The organism is Arthrobacter sp. NPDC057013, assembly GCF_042674585.1.
GTDB lineage: Bacteria > Actinomycetota > Actinomycetes > Actinomycetales > Micrococcaceae > Arthrobacter.
In genome coordinates this window covers 332,960-352,858 of the sequence record NZ_JBHUSE010000003.1, presented here as the reverse complement: position 1 = coordinate 352,858, position 19,899 = coordinate 332,960, and the positions used below count along the sequence as shown (strand labels likewise).

Here is a 19,899-nt window from a genome sequence, read left to right as displayed (position 1 = left end):
ATGTGTTAAGCACGCCGCCAGCGTTCATCCTGAGCCAGGATCAAACTCTCCGTTGAAGTAAAACAGACACAACCCACGCCCCCGGAAATAACGGGGACCCAGGCTGCACAAAATTTGAAACCAGCCAAAAACACCAGACCACACCACGGGGGTGGGCGGCCCGGCAATTCAACCAATTCATAAAAAATCGGTATCAACAAACTTGGCACACTATTGAGTTCTCAAACAACAGACACACCCGGCACCACCCAAACCAACGTTCAGGATCGCTCCGGAGCAACTTTTCAAACTTACCCGGTTCCACCCCCCGACGCAAATCCATATCCCAGGACCCACACCAGCAGAAAAACCAGCCCCACCCGTCCACGGCACACCGCTAAGCGCACCATTTTCCAGGCCATTTGAAAGGGAGTCGGTCGCCATCTTTCCGCTTCAGCGGCGGCGACTCGAAGAACATTACACGCCCCCGAACCCAACCGCAAATCGGGACCCGGCGGCCCACCCCGCCGTCCACAGGCGCCGGAACAACGGGCACCCGCCCGCCGTCGAAGCCGTCGAACGGCCACTGGATGCAGCGGGCTGAACACCGCACATACTCACCGGTAGCAGACACCCTGTACATGGGTCTGCGCGTTACCCGCTCAACTAGACAGAACAGTCTGTCTCGCATAAGTTTCAGGTAGATCGACGGCCCCTACGGGCGAAGATCCGTTTATCGCTGAAGCAGAAACGGCGGATCAATGTACATGTCCTTAGAGGAGCCCAAAATGGACGCCACCAAGTTTGAACAATTCGTCGCCGAGGCGCTGACCACGGAGCGGGAAACCGATACGGTGCTCGGCCCCGACGAGCTCTACGGCCTCTACACCAGCTGGTGCCTGCTTCATAAGTTGCAGCCGGCCGCTCCGGATTCGCTCTTCGCGGCTCTCAAGGAGCGCGGCATCGATCCGCACAACTGCGAGCTGGCCATGACCGGGCCGGCAGCCGCCGACTACATCCTGGCGAGCGCCCCAAGCCTCATCTAGCCGAAGCACAGAAAGAGCCGATGCAAGTCGGCTCTTTCTGTGTACCCAAAGTCCGGCATTTGACGCACCGCCGTCACAACGCTTCAACGCACTTATATCGCCGGCCCCCGGGGCCCGGCGGGAAAATTAAGGTACCCAATGGCCGTACAACCCGGCATTGCAGAAGGCACAGTCCTCGGCGGGAGGTACCGGGTGGTGGAACAGATCGGTTCCGGCGCCATGGCAAACGTGTACCGCGCCGTCGACGTGTCCCTCGAGCGTGAAGTGGCGCTCAAGGTCATTAACAGGAGCGATTCTGCTCCTCAACCGGTGCGGGACGACGACGCCGAAGTCAAGGTCCTCGCAGCCCTGAACCATCACAGCCTCATCACGCTCCTCGACGCCGGCGTTGACCGCGAAGAGCCCGGCCGCACCCGCATTTACCTGGTGATGGAACTCGTGGAGGGCCCGGATCTCAAACGCCGGCTTGCCGAAGAGGGCCCGCTCTCCTCCCGGCACACGGCTGAGATGGGCTACGACGTGGCGGACGCACTGGCCTACATCCACGAAAGCGGCGTGGTCCACCGGGACGTGAAGCCCGGCAACATCCTGGTCTTCGATTACCAGCACGACACCGCCCGCATGCACGCAAAGCTCACGGATTTCGGCATCGCGCTGATGGCTGATGCGCCGGACCTGCACGACGGGGGATTCCTTGGCACCGCGGGCTACCTCAGTCCGGAGCAGGCGAAGGCCGAGCCTATCGGGCCGCCCAGCGATGTGTACTCCCTGGGTCTGGTGCTGCTCGAAAGCCTGACCGGCCAGCAGGCCTTCCCTGGTGATCCGCTGCAGAGCGCCCTCGCGCGCCTGATGGAAGACCCCCATATCCCGGATGACGTCGAGCCGGAATGGCGGCTGCTGCTGGCCGCGATGACGGCACGCAATCCGGAGGACAGACCGTCGACCACAGAGGTGAGCCAGACGCTGTATGAGCTGTCCCTCAGCAGCCGCGGAAAGCACAAGGTGGACGCCACTGTCATTCCCAGGGACGAGGAAGGCCGGATGGAGGCCGTCCGCAGATACGGCATCCTCGACACTCCGCCAGACGGTGCCTTCGACAGGATCACTGCCCTGGCCGCCCGGCTCCTCTCTGTGCCGGTGGCCATTGTGTCCATCGTCGACCACGACCGGATCTGGTTCAAATCTCACCACGGCGTGGACGTGAAGCAGATCAGCAGGGACCCGGGGCTGTGCGCGTCAGCCATCCTGCAGGACGATCTATGGGTGGTGGAGAACGCCCCGGAGGACCCGAGGACCCTGCTCAATCCGCTGGTGGCGGGCGACTTCGGGCTGAAGTTCTATGCGGGTGCTCCCCTCAAGACCCGGGACGGCTACAACCTGGGCACCCTGTGCGTCCTGGACTTCGAGCCGCGCACCATGACGCCGGAGGACAACGCCAATCTGCGGGATTTGGCCGCGATGGTCATGGCGGATATGGAGCTGAGGCTCGAGGCAGCCGCCGGCCTGCCCGGCACTCCCCCCGATCCCGCCGTCGTCAATTAGGGCGCCACAAGGCGCCATCCAGCAAAGCCAATAACGACGCCGGAACGGCGTATGCCAGGACATGGCCCCTCCTGCGGGGGTACCGCAAGCTTTTCCTAGGTTGCTGCGACCATCATAGGTGCTGTCTGTAAGCGCAATTGGGGGCGACATGGACCTGTGTTCAGCACTTACCGGTCTCCAATACAGGGGGTCGGCAATGGCAGTCTTGGACATCCACATCAACGACGCGATCGTCGCGGTGGCGGCACCGTCGCTAGGGCCGAGGGCCATCGCCGCGAGCGGGCGGGCGAACGTGGATTACTTCCCCACGCTGACCACACCCCGGGCGCCGCGGGCGGGCCGGCCAGGATCGCCGGGCAGCCGTCCCTCTCAACACGGACCGTAACGGTCACCGCGGCCTGAGCAGTCCCCCGGGGAACGCTCGCTAAAGCTCGACGGCGGGAGGGCGTCAGCGTCGCCGCCCACCCGTCGCCGGGGTCGCTTTGTGGGACCCAGGCCAGGGACCCTGGGCCGAAAAGAGCTATCCGCCGACGTGGTGGATGGTGAAGGCGGAGAGGAAGCCGACCGCTGCCACCAGGCCGGTGAGGTTGTGGTGCTCCTCGAAGGCCTCGGGGATCATCGTGTCGGCGAGCATGGCCAGGATGCCTCCGGCGGCGACGGCGGTGATGAAGGCGACCATCTCGTCTGGCGCGGTTTCAAGCGCGGTGTAGCCGACCAGCGACGCGATCCCGCTCAGCAGCGCGATGCCGCCCCACACGCCGAAAACGTACCCGGCGCTGCGGCCGGCCTTCTTCATGCCCGCCGTGCTGGACAGGCCTTCCGGGACGTTGGAGATGAAGACAGCGGCGAGCATCGCCGGGCTCACGGTGCCTGCCGTGATCAGGCCCAGGCCGAGGACCACCGACTCCGGAATACCGTCCAGGAGTGCCCCGACGGCGATGGCCGTGCCGCTGCCCGGATCGTCCTTTTCGGTGGGCTGCTGGTCCTTGGAACGCTTCCGGTGTTTGGCCCCCGAGCGGGCCAGGAGTGCGTTGGCGCCGACGTAGACCACCGCGCCGGCGAGGAAGCCGAGGACCGTGGGCCAGAGCCCGCCGCCCTGCACGGCCTCGTCAACGAGCTCGAATGCCAGGGCCGAGATGAGGACGCCGGCGCCGAAGGCCATGATCGAGGAGACCAGCTTGGCGGGGATGTTCCATTTCCAGGACAGTCCCGAGCCGAGAACCAGCGCTCCGCCGGCCAGAGTTCCCCAAAAGAGCGCCTGGGCCCACATGGGCATGACTGTCCGCCTTTCCTCGGCCGGGAGGCCTTGTTGCTTTGCTGAGCTGAGGGGACGGCCCTGTTCGGTTGCGCCCTCCCCGGTCCACTGGCATTCTCGCAGACGGCAACGATGAAGCCGTGGCGGCAGGCCGGAAGCGCGGCCGGCAGTTCAGGCCGCCAGCTACCCCGCGGTCAGATACCCGGCCGGAGCCGGTGCCAGCCGCTTGGGATGCATGTCCAGATCGCGCCCATGGCAGCCACGTGCGCGGCGACTGTCAGTGCTGCGCTGATTGTCTGCTCGACGGCGAAGAAGCGGATCGTGAGTCCCGTGAGATACGCGAGTCCGACGGCGGCCGCCACGCCCAGCGCGAACAGGGTCAGTCCCGCTGCCGTGCGGAAGACGCGCTTCGCGGTGCCGCGATTTTCAGCGTGTTCCGGGAGGTTCAGCCTCCGGGTCGGCGTCGTTGCGGACCCGCCGGCCACGGCGGCGCTTGCCGACCGCCGTCGTCGGCTCCTCCCAGACCTCGGCCAGAGTGGTCAACCCGCGCTGGTCAGCGATGGCAAGCACAATCCGGGCGCAGGCAAGCGCGTGCGCCCGGGGCTCGTGCTGCTCAACCGGCGGAAGATCCAGGGCGGCGAGCACGTCGCTGAGGCGGTGCTGGGGCAGGGGCAGGTGGGCCTGGGCCAGATGCAGCGCGCAGTAGAAGTCCTTCGCGGGCAGGTCCAGGTGCTGGTGCTCGATGGCTTTGCGCATCACGGAGGCGTCGTAGGCGGCGTCGAACGCCACGAGGGGGTCCTCGCAGACGAATTGCAGGATGCCTTCGAGGGACATTTCCCAGTCGGCGGCGTTCTGGACGTCCTCTTCGGTGATGCCGTGAAGCTCCACATTGATGGGGTCAAAGTCGTCGATACCGGGCGGCGGCTTGATGAGCCACGCCGCCGTGTCCACGATGTGTCCGTCCCGGACCTTGACCAGGCCGACGGCGCACGCCGAGCCGCGGTAGCTGTTGGCCGTTTCGAAATCGATGGCCGTAAAAGTGATTCCTGACATCCTTGCCTCCCCAGGGCATAGCGCGGGAGGCCGCAAGCGCCTTTGCTTGTGACCTCCCGCACATGACTTCGCCATTCTTGCAGACCAAATGCCGGATTACAGCCTCTGCTGAATATGTGACGTGTGCCATTCAGCCAATGAAAAGAGCGTTGACACCCGGCCCGGCCCGGAGTACCACGGCCTTGAGCGGTCCAATCCCGGGCCGCCCACCTACGAAATCCAGACCGCTGGCCCAAGGCGTAGGCCGCAGCCTCGCTTCAAAGGAGAAGTACCATGGCCCTTTCACTCGTCCTCCACCGTGTCGCCGACTACGACGCATGGCGCAAGGTCTACGACGCATTCGCCGACGCGCAGAAAAACGGCGGCGTCACCGAGCAGTCGGTCCACCGGATGGCAGATGATCCGGACAATGTCCTGGTCATCCATAAGTTCGACACAGTGGAAGCGGCCAGGGCTTTCTTCGCCAGCACAGAACTGAAGGAAGCCATCCAGCGCGCGGGCGTCCAGGGCGAACCGCGGATCGAGTTCTTCGAGTAGTTCCGGTTAGCAGTAGTCAGGAAAGCCCGACGGCGGGGGGGCGGGCCAGTGTGGGGGGCCCCCCCCCGGGGGGGGGTTGGGCGCCGGGGGGTTTCGTTTTCTGCTTTTTGTTCTGTTTCCCTTTTTTCTGTAACCCCCGCGGGGGGGGGGCCGGAATGGCCGGCGGCCCACCCGCCGTCGTGGTGATGCCGCTCCGGTGGTTGAGCTTGTCGAGACCTAACGTTCGCGTGGTTGAGCCGGTGGGGACTACCGCCCCGGGTTCGGATCAACGCCCTCGCCGTCGGGCAGTCCGCCGTCGTTCTGGTCCGCCGCCGAAGCAGCCGACAGCGTGACAGGCGCACTTCCGTGCAGGTGGTCCTTGTGCCGCGCTTCCTGGAGGTGCTGTTCCAGCTTCTCTTCAGCGTCCCGGCGGCGCTGGCCAACGGTTCGCATCTGCTGGGTGGTCGGTGCCGAATGCGCGTGCAGGTGGGGTCCATGATCCGGAGAGAACTCGCTCATAGTGGAATCGTCCCACCAGACGGGCAGGGTGGCTACCTCCCTTGAAGCCGCGCGGCCAAAACCCGGAAATTCCGCCGTTGCTGGCCGCACTGCGGCCTGCCATTCTGGGTCCATCCCGCTTCCAGCGAAAGGACGAGACGATGCCGCTCTACCTGTCCAAATTCAGCTACACCCCGGAAACGTGGGCCCGGCTGATCAACAACCCTGAGGACCGCCGAAAGGCCGCGCAGGCCTACATCGAATCGGTGGGCGGGAAGCTCCACGGATTCTGGTACGCCTTCGGCACCCACGATGGCTACAACCTCTGGGAAGCCCCCGACAACGTTTCCATGGCCGCAGTGGCACTGGCCATCAGCGGAGGCGGTGCGCTGAGCGCATTCGAAACGACGGTGCTTCTGAGCGTCGAGGAGTCGATGGAAGCCATGCGTCAGGCTGCGCGGATCAAGTACCAGTCGCCGGGCACGGCACAGCAGCCCGAGGTCACCGTCGATTGACCCCCTCACCCCTGGTTGAGCCTGCCGAAACCCCGAGCCTCGGGATCCCGGCAGGCCCGATCAGTTGCTCAGCGCTCCGGATTCAGGTCGTTGCGGAAGATCACTGTGCCGTTGGCGTTGCGGAGGGTGACAGAGAAGACGTCGTCCTCGCCGAGATCGACGTGGCCGAAGTACTGACTTTCGCCGCTGCGCGGGGACTCGCCCGCGTAGGCGCCCGCCCGGGAGAACACCACTTCCGGGCCGAAGGTGCCGTCCATCTTGTTGGGGCCGAAGCTGCCGGCGTTGATGGGACCGCCGACGAACTCCCAGAAGGGGTCGAAGTCCTGGAAGGCGGCGCGCTCGGGCGAGTAGTGGTGGGCGGCGCAGTAGTGCACGTCGGCGGTGAGCCATACGACGTTTTTAACCCGGTTGCGCTTGAACGCGGACAGCACCCGCGCGATCTCGAGTTCCTTGCCCAAGGGGGCACCGGCGTCGCGGTTTGAAAGGGATTCCTGCGCGGTGGGGCCGTCGGGGACGATGATGCCGAGCGGCAGGTCCGCGGAAATCACCTTCCACGTTGCCTTGGACTTGCTGACCTCGCGGATGAGCCAGTCGGCCTGCTCCTGGCCAAGTATGTGGGTGAGCTTCGTTTCCTTGCCGTCCGTGTTGGGGTCCTTGAAGGTCCGCATGTCCAGGCAGAAGACGTCCAGCTGCGGGCCGCGGGTGATTTTGCGGTAGATGCGGGCCGGTTCGAAGCCGGTGCTACCGTCGCTGAGCTGGGCGATGGGCTGGTATTCCTGCCAGGCTTGGCGGCCGCGGGCGGCGAGGACGTCCACGCGGCGCTCGCTGTAGCGGGCGTCGGTGAGGATCTGCCCGGGGTACCAGTTGTTGTGGGTCTCGTGGTCGTCCCATTGCGCGATGACCGGCACCTCCGCATAAAGGGCGCGGATGTTCTTGTCCATCATGTTGTACCGGTGACGGCCGCGGTATTCCTCGAGGGTTTCCGCCACTTTGGACACCTCTTCGGTGACGAGGTTGCGCCAGATCTGCCCGTCGGGCTCGGTGACCTGCGCGGCGATGGGGCCGTCGGCGTAGATGGTGTCACCCGAGTGGATGAAGAAGTCCGGCTTGGTGTCGAGCATGGCTGCGTATCCGCGCATACCGCCGATTTCCTCGTTGATGCCCCACCCCTGCCCGGCGGTGTCACCGGTCCAGACGAAGCTCTGGCCGCGCTGCGTACCGGCGCTGCGGGACCAGGCCCTGTTGGTCTTCGAGCCGGGCGCGGTGCTGAATGAGCCGCGGGCGGTCTCGCCTGCGTTGCCGTCCCGGTCCTCGAAGTGCATGGTGAGCGCGAAGCGGGTTCCCGCCGGGAGGTCGCGTGCGGCGATCTTCGAGGTGAAGTCCGTGGCGTCGCTGGCGGCGGTGCCACGGAGCAGTCGGCTGAAGGCGCGGCTACCGCGGAGTGCGGACCCGTCCTCGTCGACCGCCACCAGATTGGCAACCAGCCGGCCCGCGCCCGACGCCCGGGACCACAGGACGCCCGAGTTGGTGGTGACATCTCCGGTGGAGATACCGGACGGGAGGGTCAGGCGGTTGCGGACTAAAGGAACAGCCGACGGCCGGGCTGCGTGGGCGGGGACAACGAGTGAAGGGGCGACGGCGGCAGCACCGGCAGCGGCGATGGCACCTTTGAGGACGTTGCGGCGGGAGAGAGGAGTCATGGGGCCATTGTTGAGGCTCCGGGTTAAGGGGCGGCGACGGCGGGGTGAACCCGGTGAAGCAAGCCGGTGACAACCAGATCGAATTCCTTGACAAATAATGAATTTGTCTTCCCAAGCGTGAGAAGCAGGGTCTAATATCCTGCACCTAGGCATTAATCAAAGAAGATATGCCGAGAGCTGACCCTTACTTTCGGGCAGGGGTAAATGAGTGGGAAATTGGCTGCTTTGCGTCTTTCCTAGCGGCAACTCATCTGCGGCTCCTTATTGGGGGAACCGCTTTTACAGAAGTATTCATTGCTGAAATATCTAATGCCCATGCGCGAATTATGCGTCATCGTGTTTGGCATGCACATTTCCCCAACGAAATCTTTGGACGGAGTTTGCCATGAAGAAGCTTCTACTACTGACAGGAATGCTCACCGGCCTCGTGGCGGGCACCGGAGCCGTCGCTGCCGCGGCGCCGGAACCCATCGGGACAGTGACCCTGACACTTCGAGAGTGTGGATACAGAATCGAGGCTGTTGTGACGGGAAAGGCGGGTGTGAACGAACTTGCAAACGGAGCCACAATCTTCACCGCTCCGGGTCAGGAAGTGACGCTTACCAACGTCAAGACCGGCGAAAGCGTCACTTTCGGCATCACAGGGGCGAGCCACGTCAACACAGTGTCCGCTAACCGCGTGGAGATAACGGCCACTGGCAGGAACGTACTGACAATTCCGGAGGGGGACAGAAAGGGTGTCTACCTAACGGTTGGTTCCGTCACGTACGTTCTTGACGGAAGAGGGAGGCAAATCAGCCCCTTCGAAGGCACCGGGCAGGTAACGGATATTTGCACACTGCTCGCCTAAGAAAAAAGCTGACGAGACAGAACGGGTGGCTGGCATTCTGCCAGCCACCCGCCGTCGTATCTTCCGCGAAAGACAGCTCAGCGCAAAGGCACCTCATCCACGAACACGACCGGAGCGACGGCCTGCTGGTAGAGCTTGAGGGCGTCAGGCACGGCGAGGTTGCCGAAGTTCAACGACAGCTGCAGGCCCTCCAGCTGGGCGTTGGCGGACTCAGCAGCACTGACTTTTTCGCCCAGGGCGCGGGAGTTGGCGAAGTTCGTTGCCAGGGCGGCGGCCACGGAGAAAATGACGGCAGCCAGACAGAGGAACCGCCACACGATGGAGTCTTCCTGCAGGCTGAAGATGCCCTGGATCGCCTCGGTGAATCCAGTGCCTCCCACGGCGGGGCCAGCAGTAAGCATGGCGGCCAAGGCGCTGCCCACGATGCTGATGTTGGAGAGCCTGTTCCGGCGTGGGCGCTCCCGTCCTATGTAGGAGCGGATGGCCTGCCGTTTTTGGTCAATGCGCTCGGAGAGCCGTTGCCGCGTATCGGCAGATTCTTCCATGATTAGCTGCAGCCTTTCTCCCCCCCCGGTCGACGTTTGGATCAGGATCCCACCGCCCGGAATCCCGGTCCAGACTCGGCTGTTCCGGGGCCGCCGTCGGGCGCTGAACAGCGGGGCTCCAGCCGGAGTTCGCCGCAGCCACGGCAGGCCGCAGCCACAGCAGGGGGCGGAGCAGGTGAAGTGGTTTTTCATCGGAGGACGGCAGCTGCTGAAAGGCTGCCCCCGGTTCCCCTCAGCGCGTAGGCGCCTCATTCACGAAGGCCACGTGGGAAACGAACTGTTTGTAGAGCATCGCTGCTTCGTCCGTGGCAATGTGGCCGAAGCCCAGAGACAGCTGCAGCCCTTCCAGCTGCGCGATGGCCGTTTCTGCTGCGGTGACCTTCTCAGCCAAGGCCTGGGAATTCGCGAAGTTCGTGGCGAGCCCGGCCCCGACGGACAGAATTACTGCCCCCAGGCAAAGAACCCGCCACACCACGGAAGCATCGTCCAGGGAGAACATGCTCTGGACCGATGCCGTGAAGCCGGTGCCCCCGAACGCCGGACCGGCAGTGAACAGGGCGGCCAGCACACTTCCCACCACGCTGAATTCGGTGAGCTTGTGCCGTCGCGGCCGTAGCCGTTCCAGGTAGGCGCGGAGTGCGGACTGCTTTTCTTCGATGCGGTCGGACAGCCTCTGGCGCGTCTCCGGCGAGTCGTCCATGGCGGTATCAGCCTCCCTCTCCGACGGTATTTGCGATCAGCATCCCACCGGCCCGAAATCTGGTCCAGAGTGGAGAGGTCCGGGCGGGCCCTGCCCGCGAATTCGAGGAGCGCCGCCCGAACCCAAGCCCCGCCCGGAGCAGGAAGGACCTGATCGAGACAGGGTTGTCTCCCTGTCCGGTGCCGGCAGGCTTGTGTACGTTAATCCCACGGGACTGCAAGGGCGCAGTCGGCGAGCTAGGCAGCAGACGAGAGGCGACGAGGTTGGCAAAAACGAACATGGCAAAGACGACCGGAGCAGCACCCAAACTGGCCAAGGCATTGGCCATCGTCCTCGGGACCGGGAACATCAACGATGGAGACTCTGGCACGGAACAGATACCCATCCGGCTGCGGGCTTGGGACGGCTCTGAAGCAGGCCCCGAAGATGCGCCGCTGATCGAGTTCACGTCCCGCCGGGCGCTGCGGCGGATCCTCTGGTCGCCCGGGCAGCTGGGACTGAGCCGGGCGTATGTGGCCGGCGAGATCACTGCACACGGCGACATTTTCGCAGCCTTCGCCGCGCTCAGCTCCGCCGGCAAGTTCGCCGAGCCGGGCCCGTTCAGTCCGCTGACGCCCCGGGAAGCGTGGACGCTCGTGAAGACCGGCATCAGCCTCGGCGCGCTCGGCCCCAACCCCGCTCCCCCGCCGGAGGAAGCGAAAGTTGAGAAGCACGGCAGGCGGCACTCCAAGAAACGGGACGCCGCGGCGATTTCGCACCATTACGACGTCGGCAACGACTTTTACCGGCTGGTCCTCGGCCCGTCGCTGGTCTACTCGTGCGCTGTCTGGTCCGACGAGGAGACGGGTCTGGAGGCCGCGCAGGAGGAGAAGCTCGACCTGGTCTGCCGGAAGCTCGGCCTGGCCCCGGGCATGCGGGTGCTGGACGTGGGCTGCGGCTGGGGAAGCTTCGCGCTGCATGCGGCCGGACGGTACGGGGTGAACGTCGTCGGCATCACGCTGTCCACCGAGCAGGCGGAGCTGGCCAGCAAGCGGGTGGCCGAGGCCGGGCTGACGGAACTTGTGGACATCCGCGTCCAGGACTACCGCGACGTGAACGACGGCCCCTACGACGCGATCAGCTCCATCGGCATGTCCGAGCACGTCGGACGTGAACAGCTGGGCCGATATGTGTCGCAGCTTCATGGCCTGTTGCGGCCAGGCGGCCGGCTGCTCAACCACGCCATCTCGTGGAACGCCGGGCCCACAGAGGACGATCCCGATTCCTTCATCCCCCGCTACGTCTTCCCCGACGGCGAGATGCTCAGCCTGGGCGACATGATCGTGGCGCTGGAGGGCGGCGGCTTCGAGGTGCTCGACGTCGAGGCTCTCCGCCGGCACTACGCCCTGACGCTGCGCGCCTGGGTCAAGAACCTCGAGGAACAGTGGGACGAGGCAGTCCGGCTAACGTCCGAAGGCCGCGCCCGCATCTGGCGGCTGTACATGGCGGCCAGCGCTCTCGGCTTCGAGGACGGCCTGACCGGCGTGAACCAGGTGCTGCTGCAGAATGCCGGCGGCGAGGAGCCGCCGCTGCGGCTGAGGAATTGGGCGGGCTAAGCGAATCGAAACCAGGAAAAACCACATAAGGAGCAAGGACAATGGCTAACATTCTGATGGTCGTCTCGGCCGCCGATTCGCTGACAATGAAGGATGGCAGCCAGCACCCCACCGGTTTCTGGGCGGAGGAGCTGGTGGTGGCGCACCGGACCCTGCAGCAGGCCGGGCACAACGTGGATTTCGCCACCGCCGGCGGCGTCAAACCCACCGTGGACAAGCTCAGCCTGCAGCCCGAGACGGTCGGCAGCGAGGAGCGGGCGGAGGACTTCCGAACCTATCTGGACATGATCGACGTCGACCTGTTCGCCCCGCTGGTGCTGGCCGACGTCGACACGTCCGGGTACGACGCCGTCGTCCTGCCCGGCGGCCACGGGCCCATGGCGGACCTCTTCCAGGACAAGGACCTCGGCCGGATCCTGCTGGAGGCCGACGGCGTCGGCAAGATTGTCGCGCCCTTCTGCCACGGCACCGCGGGCCTGCTCAGCGCAACGGCCGACGACGGCGAGTTCGCCTTCGCAGGCCGCAAAGTCACGGTGTTCACCAATTCGGAGGAGCTGGGCGGCGGCACCGGGGAGAACACCCCGTGGTTCGTGGAGACGGCGCTGCGGGAGAAAGGCGCCAACGTGGAGACCGGCCCGGACTGGGCCAGCCATGTGGTGCGCGAGGGCAACCTGATCAGCGGCCAGAACCCGCAGTCCAGCGAGGACGTGGCCAAGGAGGTCATCAAGGCCCTCGCCGAGTAGGGGTCAGCCGGCAGCAGTCCCGATCCAGGGCTGGATGCGAACGAAGTCGACCTTGTTGCCGGGGTTGGTCCGGCTCTTCTGGTAACGCGAGAAGCCCTTCGCGTCCAGGTGGTTCTGTGCGCGGAACTCGGCGAGGGCTTCGTCGTACGCCTGGTTGAGCCGCTTGCCGGAGACCTCCTCCATCGAGCCGTCGGCAAAGGTCACGGAGACGAGGATACTCTCCGGGAAATGCCGGTTCATCCGGATGAAGCCTTCAGCATCCTGCTGCAGATTGATCAATGTGGTCCGCCTTCGTGGTTGAGGCTTACAGTCTCCCCTACTTTTAAACCCAAGTACGACGGCGGGAGGCCGGCAGATCTGCCAGCCTCCCGCCGTCGTACTTGTGAAGTCGTGCTTAGGAAAGGGACCTAACCCGCGAGCCCGGCCACAGCGAAGATGGCTGCGGCGATGGCGAAGCCCATCACGCCGATCAGGGTTTCCATGACGGTCCAGGTCTTCAGGGTGGTCTTGACGTCCATGCCGAAGAAGCGGCCCACCATCCAGAAGCCGGCGTCGTTCACGTGCGAGGCAACGACGGAGCCGGCGGCACAGGCGATGACCAGGGCGGCCACCTGCATGCCGTTCATTCCGGCCGCAGCAACACCGGGGGCGATCAGGCCGGCGGTGGTGGTGAGGGCCACGGTGGCGGAGCCCTGGGCGATGCGCAGGATAGACGAGATCAGGAAGCCGGCCAGGATGAGCGGGATGCCCATGTGGCCGAGGACGTCTGCCAGCGCGTCGCCGATGCCGGAGGTGCGCAGCACGCCGCCGAACATGCCGCCGGCACCGGTGATGAGGATGACCGAGCAGACCGGGCCCAGCGAGGATTCGAGCAGGTTCTCGAGCACGCCGTTGTTCACGCCGCGGCGGGCGCCGAGGACGAACATGGCCACGAACACCGTGATGAGCAGCGCCACCGGGGTTTCACCCAGCGTGCGCAGGAACTGGAACCACTGTTCGTTCTTGGCAGAGGCGGGCAGCACGCCGGCGGAGGCCGCGGTGTTCAGGCCGGTGTTGATGAAGATGAAGAGCAGGGGCAGGAGCAGCAGGCCCATGATGGTCCGGAAGCGCGGCGGGTGGGATTCCGCCTCGGCGGTGGCGTGGCCCAGGAGTTCCGGCACCGGAAGCTCCAGCTTCTTGCCGGTCCACAGGCCGTACAGGTACGCGGTGAGGTACCAGGTGGGAATGGCGGTGAGGAGGCCGGCGATGGTCACCAGGCCGATGTTCGCCTCGAAGAAGGCCGACGCCGAGACCGGGCCCGGGTGCGGCGGCAGGTAGATGTGCATCACGGAGAACGCGCCGGCGGCGGGGAGGCCGTAGCGCAGCACTCCCCCGCCCAGGCGGTGGGCGACGGCGAAGACCACCGGGAGCATGACCACGAGGCCGGCGTCGAAGAAGATGGGGAAGCCGAAGATCAGCGAGGCGAGGCCCAGCGCGAAGGGGGCGCGCTTCTCACCGAAGATGCCGATCATGTAGTCGGCCAGCACCTTGGCGCCGCCGCTGGTTTCCACGATGCGGCCCAGCATGGCGCCCAGGCCGACGAGCAGCGCCACGGTTCCGAGGGTCGTCCCGAAACCGTTGATGAGCACCGGGACCACCTGGTTGGCGGGGATGCCCGTGGCGAAGGCGGTGCCGAGACTGACCAGGATCAGGGAAAGCAGCGCGTGCATGCGCAGCCTGATGATCAGGAACAGCAGGACGCCGATCGCCACCGCCGCGATGAGCAGCAGTGGTCCTGCGCCCAGCGTTTGTGTCCATCCTTCGATGGTCATGGTTCTCCTTTGAAGCAGATTTCTTGGGGGGTGGATGCCGCGCGTCAGTGAGCGCGGCACCCGGGTGGTGCAGCTAGTTGGCGCTTGGCGCCGGGTTTGTGGGGAGCTCCGGGTTTGTCGGGAGCTCCGGGTTGGACGGGAGCTCCGGGTCGGACGGGAGCTCGTTGGTGGAGAGCCCGTTGGTGGAGAGCTGCAGCGCGGCCAGGATGGCGGCGATGAGTTCCTCCGGGGAGCGGGTGATGTCCAGGCGGAGGCTTCCGGTTTCGAGTTCGTCCGCGGTCAGCGGTTCCAGGGTGGCCAGCTGGCTGGGCAGCAGCGTTGGCGGCATGAAGTGGCCTTCGCGTCCCTGCATGCGCTGGCTGAGCAGCTCGGCGTCGCCGTGCAGGTGGATGAAGATTACGCGGCCTTCGGCTTCGGACAGCAGCTTGCGGTAACTCTGCTTGAGCGCGGAGCAGGTGAGCACGGTGCTGTGCCCGCCGCGGGCCTGGCCGGTCATCCAGTCCTGGATCTGCTGCAGCCAGGGCCACCGGTCCTCGTCCTGCAGCGGAATGCCCTGGCTCATCTTGTCGATGTTGGACTGCGGGTGGAATTCGTCCGCCTCAGCGCTTGCCCAGCCGAGGTGCTTGGACAGGGCCGCGGCGATCGTGGACTTGCCTGACCCGGCAACGCCCATCACCACCAGATGCGTGGCTGGATAGTGCATGTTTACCTCCGAAGAAGACGTCTTTGGCTTGTGGAAGAAGCTCAATCGGCAGCCCGACTCGAACTGCGCTGGAGATAAGGTATCACCAATCCACCCGAAAGATACTATCTTTGCGTGTCACAGGTCATACCTTTGCCGTCTTCTTCCGGTACGCTGGAGGGGCGCCTCAGCGCAGAGGAAAGGCAGGATCATGTCGACGGCGACAGAAGACCGCGCAAATAACGCGAACGGCGGCGGGTTGTCACCCGCCATGCACGAACGCGTCCTCGACGCGGTGGGCGTGGCCATCGCGTCCGGCGCCCTGGCGCCGGGAAGCCGCCTGACCCTTGAAGGCCTCCAGCAGGAGTACGGCATATCGCGGACAGTGGCGCGAGACACCATGAAGGTCCTCGAATCGATGAACCTGGTCTACTCGCGCCGGCGAGTGGGGATCGTGGTGCAGAGCCCGGACCTCTGGAACGTTTATGACCCCAAGCTGGTGCGGTGGCGCCTGGCATCTGAACGCCGTGCTGAACAGTACGCCAGCCTCACGGAGCTGCGCATCGCCGTCGAACCCATTGCGGCGGCGGGTGCCGCCCGCCGGGCCAGCGCGGCGGAACGCAGCCAGCTGGTGGCCTTGGCCGCGGACCTGCGGCGGCTGGGGGAAGCGGGAGAGCTCGAGGCATTTCTTGCAGCCGATATTGCGTACCACCGGCTGCTGCTGAAGAGCTGCGGCAACGAGATGTTCTCGTCCCTTGAAGGAATGGTTGCCGAGGTACTCACCAGCCGAACGCACCAGGGGCTCATGCCGTTCAAGCCGCGGCCCGAGGCCCTGGATGCGCATGAGGAAGCGGCCGCAGCGGTGGCTGCCGGGGACGCTACGGCAGCGGAGACCGCCATGCATCACATCCTTGACGAAGTGCGCGAGGCGATGGGGCTGCACTAGGCGGTGGTGGCTGAGCCCGCGGGTAAAGCCTGCCGAATCCAGGTCTCCCTGATTTCGGCAGGCTCAATCAGCGGTGGACGCTTCTACCAGAGCCGTGCGCTCGAGTATGGGACGCTGGGCAGGTCTCCCGCGTTCCAAAACTCGTCGGAGCGGACGCTGGGGGTGTGTCCCCGGCCGTCGGTCAGGACGGAGCGGACGGTGGCGGTGACAGCCCAGAGTCCGGTGAGAAGCAGGATAACGAGCAGTGCCATGGTGTTTGTGCCTCGGTGGTTGTGGGCGGATGGGTGATTTCAGTGTGCTCAGCCGCCGTGTGAGCAAGCGTGTGAAAGCCCGCTGACTCCGCGGAGGGCCGGGGCTAAAATGACGCGTATGGCCGAAAGCACCATTCGGCTCCTCGGTCCGCCGGCGATCGAGTCCACTGACAGCAGTCCCCCGCAGCCCAGGGGCCGCAAGGCCTGGGCCGTGTTGGCATACCTTGCGCTCCAGCCGGACGGCGCCGGTCGGTCGCGGCTGGCAACGCTGCTGTTCCCCGACGCGGCCGATCCGCTCGGCGCCCTGCGCTGGAACCTCTCCGAGCTCCGGCGGACACTCATCGGGGTGACGCTCGACGGCGATCCCCTGCGGCTGGCGCTGCAGCCGCCGTGGCGCTGCGACGCCGTCGAGCTTGTCGGATCGGGTGCCCTCCCCCGGCCCAACCCGCACAACCTGAACGGCCAGCTGCTCGAAGGGCTGGTATTCGCCGATTGCCCCGTGTTCGACTCCTGGCTGGCGGACCAGCGCTACCGGCTGGAGAACTGCGCGCAGTCGCTGCTGTACGAGTCGTCCGTGGCGGCCCTGGCCGCGGGCGATCCGCGGGAGGCTGCGGAGCTGGCCGCGCGGGCGCTGCAGCGGGACCCGTTCCACACCGACTGCAATGCCGTGCTGGTCAGGGCGCTGGTGGCGATCGGTGAGCACCGGCACGCACGCGAGCACGTGACCAAGTGCGCCAACCTGTACCGCGACGAACTGGGCCTGCCGCTGCCACCCGAAATCCGCTCGGCACTGTCCGGCGCCGCACCCGAAGCGGGCCCTGGGATTCCGGCCACCGTGGCCACCGTCCGGTCCTATCTGGACGCCGGCGGCGCCTCGCTCTCGGCCGGGGCCGTGGACCGGGGGCTGGACCAGTTGCGGCTCGCCGTCGTCCTCGCCCAGCGCACGCCTGACCGGCACCTCCTCGCCGAGGCCCTGGTCACGCTGGCCGGCGCGATGATCCACCAGGCCGGTGGCCGCGGTGCGGAGGTGGCGGATTTCCTGCACCGGGCGCTGTCGGCCGAGTCACGGCCGGCCTTATCGCCGTCGGAAAAGTACGACGGCGCGTCCCCCACTGCCGCCGCCGCGTACCGTGAGCTGGGGTACCTGTCCGTCCAGCGGGGCGTCCCGGACCGCGCGGCCGGCTGGCTGGAGCGGGCCAGTGTGGCGGCCGTCGGATTCCCCGAGGAGCAGGCACGGATCCTGGCGATCCGGGGAATGCTGGCGTCCGATATCGCCCGCTATGGCGACGCCCTTGAGGCATTGAGCGCATCGGTCCGGCTGGCCCGGGCCGCGCGGAACCGCCGGCAGCTGGCGTTCAGCAGTGCGCTTCTGGGCCGGGTGTGGCTGCTGCGCGGGGAGCTGGAATTGGCGGCCGAGACCCTGGACCACGCACTGCAATGGATTCTCGCCGAGCACTGGACGGCGTTCGAGCCGTTTGTGGCCGGCGTGCGCGGCGAAACTTACCTCGCGGCCGGGGATCTCGAGGCCGCCGCGGAGATGATCGACAGGTCGTGGGTGATGGCGGACCTGGCCGGGGACCACTGCTACATGGCCCTCGCCGCGGGGGCGGAAGCGCGGCTGTTCCTGGCGCACGGGGACCTCGCCGCAGCGCAGCACTGGGTTGACAGGGGGATGGAACCGAAGCCCTGGTACCTCTGGTACTCGGCCCGGTTGCTGGACGTTGCGGCGGAGGTGGCCATCGCGGCGAGGTCCGAGCGGGCAGGAGCAGTGGCCGAACGGCTCGGAGCGCTTGCGAGCCGGAGCGGGATGCGCGAGTTCGTGGTCCGGGCCCAGTCCCACCGCGCTGTGCTCGGAGACGAAGCCGCCGCCCAATCCGTTCCGTGGCTGGCGAAGGAGATCGACAACCCAGCACTGACCGGATTCCTGGCGGCCCGGGGCCAGCTCTGACCGTCGCGGGTTGAACCTCATCCGCCCCGCTGGCTGAGCCCGTTGAATGATTTCGACAGGCTCAATCAGCGGGGACAGGCTCAACCAGCGGGGACCCCGTGAATGTTAGCGCCAGAATTCGGTGAGCCGCTTGGCGAGGGCTCTGCCTTGGTCGTATCCGGCCCGCGCGGCGGACGGACGCAGCGACAGGTTCATCGCATTGGCGCCGAACATGTGCTCGGAGCTGCCGTCCGGGAAGATCGTTTCGACTTTGCTGCCGTGCGCGCGCAGTTCGTCGACCTGCGTGGCGAGATGCAGACCCCATTCCGCCGGAGTCCGTGACCTGCCGCCGAATGGTGACAGCACCAGCACCCGCGAGTATCCGGCTGCCAGGTCGGCATTATCGGCGTTGGACCGGTAGCCGCCGTCGATGTACCGGCTGCTGCCGATACCGTAGGCGGCACCGCTGGAACAGCTGGCCGCCACGGCGTCCACCAGGTCAACGCCGCTGTCGCTGTCGAACTCGACCGGTTCACCGGTCTGGGCATCGACTGCGGTGATGAGCATTCGTTGTTGCGGCCAGAGCTGGCTGGGCAGCCGGGCGGCGACGGTAGAACGCCATTGCGTTTGCCGGGAGCCGTCCGCCCCCGCAACCATCTCAAGCGCCGCCGCACCCAGTCTGCGGCGCATGTCGGCCGCATCTGCGGCAGCGGCGATGATCTTGCCTGTCCTCTCCATCTGGTTCATCACTGGCCGGACCGGGCCAGGTCCAGGGTCTGATCCGGCAGGTCCAGTCCGTGGTGGGTGCACGGCGGCGAGGATGTCTGCAAAGAGTTCGGCCGGTTTAGCGCCGGTTATCTGGGCCGCGGCGGTGGAGCCGGCCGACGTTCCGACGATCAGATCGGCGTCGGTCACATCCAGCCCGGCCTCAGCCAGGCCGGCGATGACGCCGATCAGCCACGCATTGCCTGTGGATCCGCCGCCGCCGAGGACCAACGCCCGCCCGACCGAGGCGGGCATTCGCTGTGTGGTGTCGACCTGCGGCTCGTGAGAGTCCGCCGTCGGAGTGGAGTGCGGAGTTGGAAAAGGTGTTGTGTTCATGGGAGTCGCCCTTCGCGATTTGCCTGTTCGGCGCTCCCGGTGGCGACTAGTTCAGCCGCGCGATCGTGGGCTGCAGGGGAGCGCCCATTGCGGATACTGCGTTCATGGGTCTCACCTCCTGCCAACCGGTCACGATCGGCACGACCTTAACACGCCGCTGCGCGAGCGCGCAATCAGCGGGTGCGGCGCAAGTGCGCAAACAGCGGTTTAAACAAAAAAGCAGGGCCCGCCAAATTGGCGGGCCCTGCTCGAAACCTAACGGTCCCGGTTATCCAGGGAAATTAGATAGCCTGGATGTTTACGGCCTGGGGACCCTTGGGGCCCTGCTCGGTTTCGAAGGAAACCTTCTGGTTCTCTTCGAGGGAGCGGAAGCCGGAGGAGTTGATCGCGGAGTAGTGCGCGAAAACGTCCTGCGAGGAGTCGTCCGGGGAGATGAAGCCGAAGCCCTTTTCAGCGTTAAACCATTTGACGGTGCCAGTAGCCATTATTTTTGTCCTTCGTGAAGGTGGAGGAAAAATCCCGACTTTCGGGTCCTCCGGTGTGGGGTGTTCAAAACCGCTACTTCAGAAGAACGCGGACTTTCGACCGCGCGTACTGCCTGAACTACACAATGCAAACACAACAACGTGTTCAACTGTACAGGA

General features: G+C 65.7%; 23 protein-coding genes. 10 read left to right on the top strand and 13 right to left on the bottom strand.

The window, feature by feature from the left end:
* The first annotated feature begins 767 nt into the window (after window positions 1-767).
* The 3 genes from ACFTSA_RS07290 to ACFTSA_RS07280 all read left to right on the top strand — a co-directional run bounded on the left by ACFTSA_RS07290 (window position 768) and on the right by ACFTSA_RS07280 (window position 2,952).
* Window positions 768-1,025, top strand: a complete 258-nt coding sequence (locus ACFTSA_RS07290; RefSeq protein ID WP_377950603.1) for a hypothetical protein — start codon at window positions 768-770, stop codon at window positions 1,023-1,025.
* Window positions 1,026-1,163: 138 nt separating this feature from the next.
* Window positions 1,164-2,567: a GAF domain-containing serine/threonine-protein kinase gene (locus tag ACFTSA_RS07285; RefSeq protein ID WP_377950602.1), complete on the top strand. Its 1,404-nt coding sequence runs from the start codon at window positions 1,164-1,166 to the stop codon at window positions 2,565-2,567.
* A gap of 196 nt (window positions 2,568-2,763) precedes the next feature.
* Window positions 2,764-2,952 (top strand): hypothetical protein, encoded by a 189-nt coding sequence (locus ACFTSA_RS07280; protein WP_377950601.1) that lies wholly within the window; start codon window positions 2,764-2,766, stop codon window positions 2,950-2,952.
* Between the two features lie 135 nt (window positions 2,953-3,087).
* On the opposite strand, the gene ACFTSA_RS07275 is transcribed toward ACFTSA_RS07280, so the two are convergent.
* From ACFTSA_RS07275 to ACFTSA_RS07265, 3 genes are all read right to left on the bottom strand, one after another.
* Window positions 3,088-3,843 carry a ZIP family metal transporter gene (locus ACFTSA_RS07275; protein WP_377950600.1) on the bottom strand — a complete coding sequence of 252 codons (756 nt, stop codon included), beginning with the start codon at window positions 3,841-3,843 and terminating at the stop codon, window positions 3,088-3,090.
* 173 nt (window positions 3,844-4,016) lie between these two features.
* On the bottom strand, window positions 4,017-4,307 hold the full coding sequence (locus tag ACFTSA_RS07270; protein ID WP_377950599.1) for a hypothetical protein: 291 nt from the start codon (window positions 4,305-4,307) through the stop codon (window positions 4,017-4,019).
* Window positions 4,249-4,875 carry an exonuclease domain-containing protein gene (locus ACFTSA_RS07265; RefSeq protein ID WP_377950598.1) on the bottom strand — a complete coding sequence of 209 codons (627 nt, stop codon included), beginning with the start codon at window positions 4,873-4,875 and terminating at the stop codon, window positions 4,249-4,251. The genes ACFTSA_RS07270 and ACFTSA_RS07265 overlap by 59 nt, the downstream gene beginning before the upstream one ends.
* A gap of 273 nt (window positions 4,876-5,148) precedes the next feature.
* On the opposite strand from ACFTSA_RS07265, the gene ACFTSA_RS07260 reads away from it, so the two are divergent.
* A complete protein-coding gene (locus tag ACFTSA_RS07260) occupies window positions 5,149-5,412 on the top strand; it encodes a hypothetical protein (protein ID WP_377950597.1) in 264 nt (87 codons plus the stop codon).
* A gap of 246 nt (window positions 5,413-5,658) precedes the next feature.
* Here the strand turns inward: ACFTSA_RS07260 and ACFTSA_RS07255 are convergent, their stop codons facing one another.
* Entirely contained in the window at window positions 5,659-5,910 is a 252-nt protein-coding gene (locus tag ACFTSA_RS07255; RefSeq protein ID WP_377950596.1) for a hypothetical protein, read from the bottom strand.
* A 140-nt stretch (window positions 5,911-6,050) separates the two neighbouring features.
* Here ACFTSA_RS07255 and ACFTSA_RS07250 point away from each other — a divergent pair, with 140 nt between their 5' ends.
* The gene (locus tag ACFTSA_RS07250; RefSeq protein ID WP_377950595.1) at window positions 6,051-6,404 is read left to right on the top strand and encodes a GYD domain-containing protein; all 354 of its coding nucleotides are present in this window, start codon (window positions 6,051-6,053) and stop codon (window positions 6,402-6,404) included.
* A gap of 68 nt (window positions 6,405-6,472) precedes the next feature.
* Here the strand turns inward: ACFTSA_RS07250 and ACFTSA_RS07245 are convergent, their stop codons facing one another.
* The gene (locus ACFTSA_RS07245; protein WP_377950594.1) at window positions 6,473-8,104 is read right to left on the bottom strand and encodes an alkaline phosphatase D family protein; all 1,632 of its coding nucleotides are present in this window, start codon (window positions 8,102-8,104) and stop codon (window positions 6,473-6,475) included.
* 385 nt (window positions 8,105-8,489) lie between these two features.
* Between ACFTSA_RS07245 and ACFTSA_RS07240 the strand changes: the two genes are divergently transcribed.
* Window positions 8,490-8,954 carry a hypothetical protein gene (locus tag ACFTSA_RS07240; protein ID WP_377950593.1) on the top strand — a complete coding sequence of 155 codons (465 nt, stop codon included), beginning with the start codon at window positions 8,490-8,492 and terminating at the stop codon, window positions 8,952-8,954.
* 77 nt (window positions 8,955-9,031) lie between these two features.
* On the opposite strand, the gene ACFTSA_RS07235 is transcribed toward ACFTSA_RS07240, so the two are convergent.
* Together ACFTSA_RS07235 and ACFTSA_RS07230 are read right to left on the bottom strand one after the other, a co-directional pair.
* On the bottom strand, window positions 9,032-9,499 hold the full coding sequence (locus ACFTSA_RS07235) for a hypothetical protein (protein ID WP_377950592.1): 468 nt from the start codon (window positions 9,497-9,499) through the stop codon (window positions 9,032-9,034).
* Window positions 9,500-9,731: 232 nt separating this feature from the next.
* Complete coding sequence (locus tag ACFTSA_RS07230) at window positions 9,732-10,199, bottom strand: hypothetical protein (protein WP_377950591.1); 468 nt, start codon at window positions 10,197-10,199, stop codon at window positions 9,732-9,734.
* A gap of 278 nt (window positions 10,200-10,477) precedes the next feature.
* On the opposite strand from ACFTSA_RS07230, the gene ACFTSA_RS07225 reads away from it, so the two are divergent.
* Together ACFTSA_RS07225 and ACFTSA_RS07220 are read left to right on the top strand one after the other, a co-directional pair.
* Window positions 10,478-11,794 carry a class I SAM-dependent methyltransferase gene (locus ACFTSA_RS07225; protein ID WP_377950590.1) on the top strand — a complete coding sequence of 439 codons (1,317 nt, stop codon included), beginning with the start codon at window positions 10,478-10,480 and terminating at the stop codon, window positions 11,792-11,794.
* 41 nt (window positions 11,795-11,835) lie between these two features.
* A complete protein-coding gene (locus ACFTSA_RS07220) occupies window positions 11,836-12,537 on the top strand; it encodes a type 1 glutamine amidotransferase domain-containing protein (RefSeq protein ID WP_377950589.1) in 702 nt (233 codons plus the stop codon).
* 3 nt (window positions 12,538-12,540) lie between these two features.
* On the opposite strand, the gene ACFTSA_RS07215 is transcribed toward ACFTSA_RS07220, so the two are convergent.
* The 3 genes from ACFTSA_RS07215 to ACFTSA_RS07205 form a co-directional block, all read right to left on the bottom strand.
* Entirely contained in the window at window positions 12,541-12,816 is a 276-nt protein-coding gene (locus tag ACFTSA_RS07215) for a hypothetical protein (RefSeq protein ID WP_377950588.1), read from the bottom strand.
* A gap of 128 nt (window positions 12,817-12,944) precedes the next feature.
* Window positions 12,945-14,348 (bottom strand): GntP family permease, encoded by a 1,404-nt coding sequence (locus ACFTSA_RS07210; protein WP_377950587.1) that lies wholly within the window; start codon window positions 14,346-14,348, stop codon window positions 12,945-12,947.
* A gap of 73 nt (window positions 14,349-14,421) precedes the next feature.
* Window positions 14,422-15,051: a gluconokinase gene (locus tag ACFTSA_RS07205; protein ID WP_377950586.1), complete on the bottom strand. Its 630-nt coding sequence runs from the start codon at window positions 15,049-15,051 to the stop codon at window positions 14,422-14,424.
* 190 nt (window positions 15,052-15,241) lie between these two features.
* Here ACFTSA_RS07205 and ACFTSA_RS07200 point away from each other — a divergent pair, with 190 nt between their 5' ends.
* Window positions 15,242-15,976, top strand: coding sequence for a FadR/GntR family transcriptional regulator (locus ACFTSA_RS07200; RefSeq protein WP_377950585.1), 735 nt, complete (start codon window positions 15,242-15,244; stop codon window positions 15,974-15,976).
* Window positions 15,977-16,059: 83 nt separating this feature from the next.
* Here the strand turns inward: ACFTSA_RS07200 and ACFTSA_RS07195 are convergent, their stop codons facing one another.
* Complete coding sequence (locus tag ACFTSA_RS07195; RefSeq protein WP_331572636.1) at window positions 16,060-16,227, bottom strand: hypothetical protein; 168 nt, start codon at window positions 16,225-16,227, stop codon at window positions 16,060-16,062.
* 118 nt (window positions 16,228-16,345) lie between these two features.
* On the opposite strand from ACFTSA_RS07195, the gene ACFTSA_RS07190 reads away from it, so the two are divergent.
* Window positions 16,346-18,175 carry a tetratricopeptide repeat protein gene (locus ACFTSA_RS07190; protein WP_377950584.1) on the top strand — a complete coding sequence of 610 codons (1,830 nt, stop codon included), beginning with the start codon at window positions 16,346-16,348 and terminating at the stop codon, window positions 18,173-18,175.
* A gap of 105 nt (window positions 18,176-18,280) precedes the next feature.
* On the opposite strand, the gene ACFTSA_RS07185 is transcribed toward ACFTSA_RS07190, so the two are convergent.
* Both ACFTSA_RS07185 and ACFTSA_RS07180 read right to left on the bottom strand, forming a co-directional pair.
* Window positions 18,281-19,255, bottom strand: coding sequence for a patatin-like phospholipase family protein (locus ACFTSA_RS07185; RefSeq protein ID WP_377950583.1), 975 nt, complete (start codon window positions 19,253-19,255; stop codon window positions 18,281-18,283).
* A 281-nt stretch (window positions 19,256-19,536) separates the two neighbouring features.
* A complete protein-coding gene (locus tag ACFTSA_RS07180; RefSeq protein WP_003806113.1) occupies window positions 19,537-19,740 on the bottom strand; it encodes a cold-shock protein in 204 nt (67 codons plus the stop codon).
* Window positions 19,741-19,899: the final 159 nt, after the last annotated feature.

Coding starts and splice junctions, on each gene's coding strand:
- ACFTSA_RS07190 (WP_377950584.1), top strand. CDS start 16,346: ATGGCCGAAAGCACCATTCGGCTCCTCGGTCCGCCGGCGATCGAGTCC.
- ACFTSA_RS07260 (WP_377950597.1), top strand. CDS start 5,149: ATGGCCCTTTCACTCGTCCTCCACCGTGTCGCCGACTACGACGCATGG.
- ACFTSA_RS07235 (WP_377950592.1), bottom strand. CDS start 9,499: ATGGAAGAATCTGCCGATACGCGGCAACGGCTCTCCGAGCGCATTGAC.
- ACFTSA_RS07250 (WP_377950595.1), top strand. CDS start 6,051: ATGCCGCTCTACCTGTCCAAATTCAGCTACACCCCGGAAACGTGGGCC.
- ACFTSA_RS07210 (WP_377950587.1), bottom strand. CDS start 14,348: ATGACCATCGAAGGATGGACACAAACGCTGGGCGCAGGACCACTGCTG.
- ACFTSA_RS07230 (WP_377950591.1), bottom strand. CDS start 10,199: ATGGACGACTCGCCGGAGACGCGCCAGAGGCTGTCCGACCGCATCGAA.
- ACFTSA_RS07185 (WP_377950583.1), bottom strand. CDS start 19,255: ATGAACACAACACCTTTTCCAACTCCGCACTCCACTCCGACGGCGGAC.
- ACFTSA_RS07220 (WP_377950589.1), top strand. CDS start 11,836: ATGGCTAACATTCTGATGGTCGTCTCGGCCGCCGATTCGCTGACAATG.
- ACFTSA_RS07240 (WP_377950593.1), top strand. CDS start 8,490: ATGAAGAAGCTTCTACTACTGACAGGAATGCTCACCGGCCTCGTGGCG.
- ACFTSA_RS07225 (WP_377950590.1), top strand. CDS start 10,478: ATGGCAAAGACGACCGGAGCAGCACCCAAACTGGCCAAGGCATTGGCC.
- ACFTSA_RS07245 (WP_377950594.1), bottom strand. CDS start 8,104: ATGACTCCTCTCTCCCGCCGCAACGTCCTCAAAGGTGCCATCGCCGCT.
- ACFTSA_RS07265 (WP_377950598.1), bottom strand. CDS start 4,875: ATGTCAGGAATCACTTTTACGGCCATCGATTTCGAAACGGCCAACAGC.
- ACFTSA_RS07280 (WP_377950601.1), top strand. CDS start 2,764: ATGGCAGTCTTGGACATCCACATCAACGACGCGATCGTCGCGGTGGCG.
- ACFTSA_RS07180 (WP_003806113.1), bottom strand. CDS start 19,740: ATGGCTACTGGCACCGTCAAATGGTTTAACGCTGAAAAGGGCTTCGGC.
- ACFTSA_RS07285 (WP_377950602.1), top strand. CDS start 1,164: ATGGCCGTACAACCCGGCATTGCAGAAGGCACAGTCCTCGGCGGGAGG.
- ACFTSA_RS07200 (WP_377950585.1), top strand. CDS start 15,242: ATGTCGACGGCGACAGAAGACCGCGCAAATAACGCGAACGGCGGCGGG.
- ACFTSA_RS07195 (WP_331572636.1), bottom strand. CDS start 16,227: ATGGCACTGCTCGTTATCCTGCTTCTCACCGGACTCTGGGCTGTCACC.
- ACFTSA_RS07275 (WP_377950600.1), bottom strand. CDS start 3,843: ATGCCCATGTGGGCCCAGGCGCTCTTTTGGGGAACTCTGGCCGGCGGA.
- ACFTSA_RS07290 (WP_377950603.1), top strand. CDS start 768: ATGGACGCCACCAAGTTTGAACAATTCGTCGCCGAGGCGCTGACCACG.
- ACFTSA_RS07205 (WP_377950586.1), bottom strand. CDS start 15,051: ATGCACTATCCAGCCACGCATCTGGTGGTGATGGGCGTTGCCGGGTCA.
- ACFTSA_RS07255 (WP_377950596.1), bottom strand. CDS start 5,910: ATGAGCGAGTTCTCTCCGGATCATGGACCCCACCTGCACGCGCATTCG.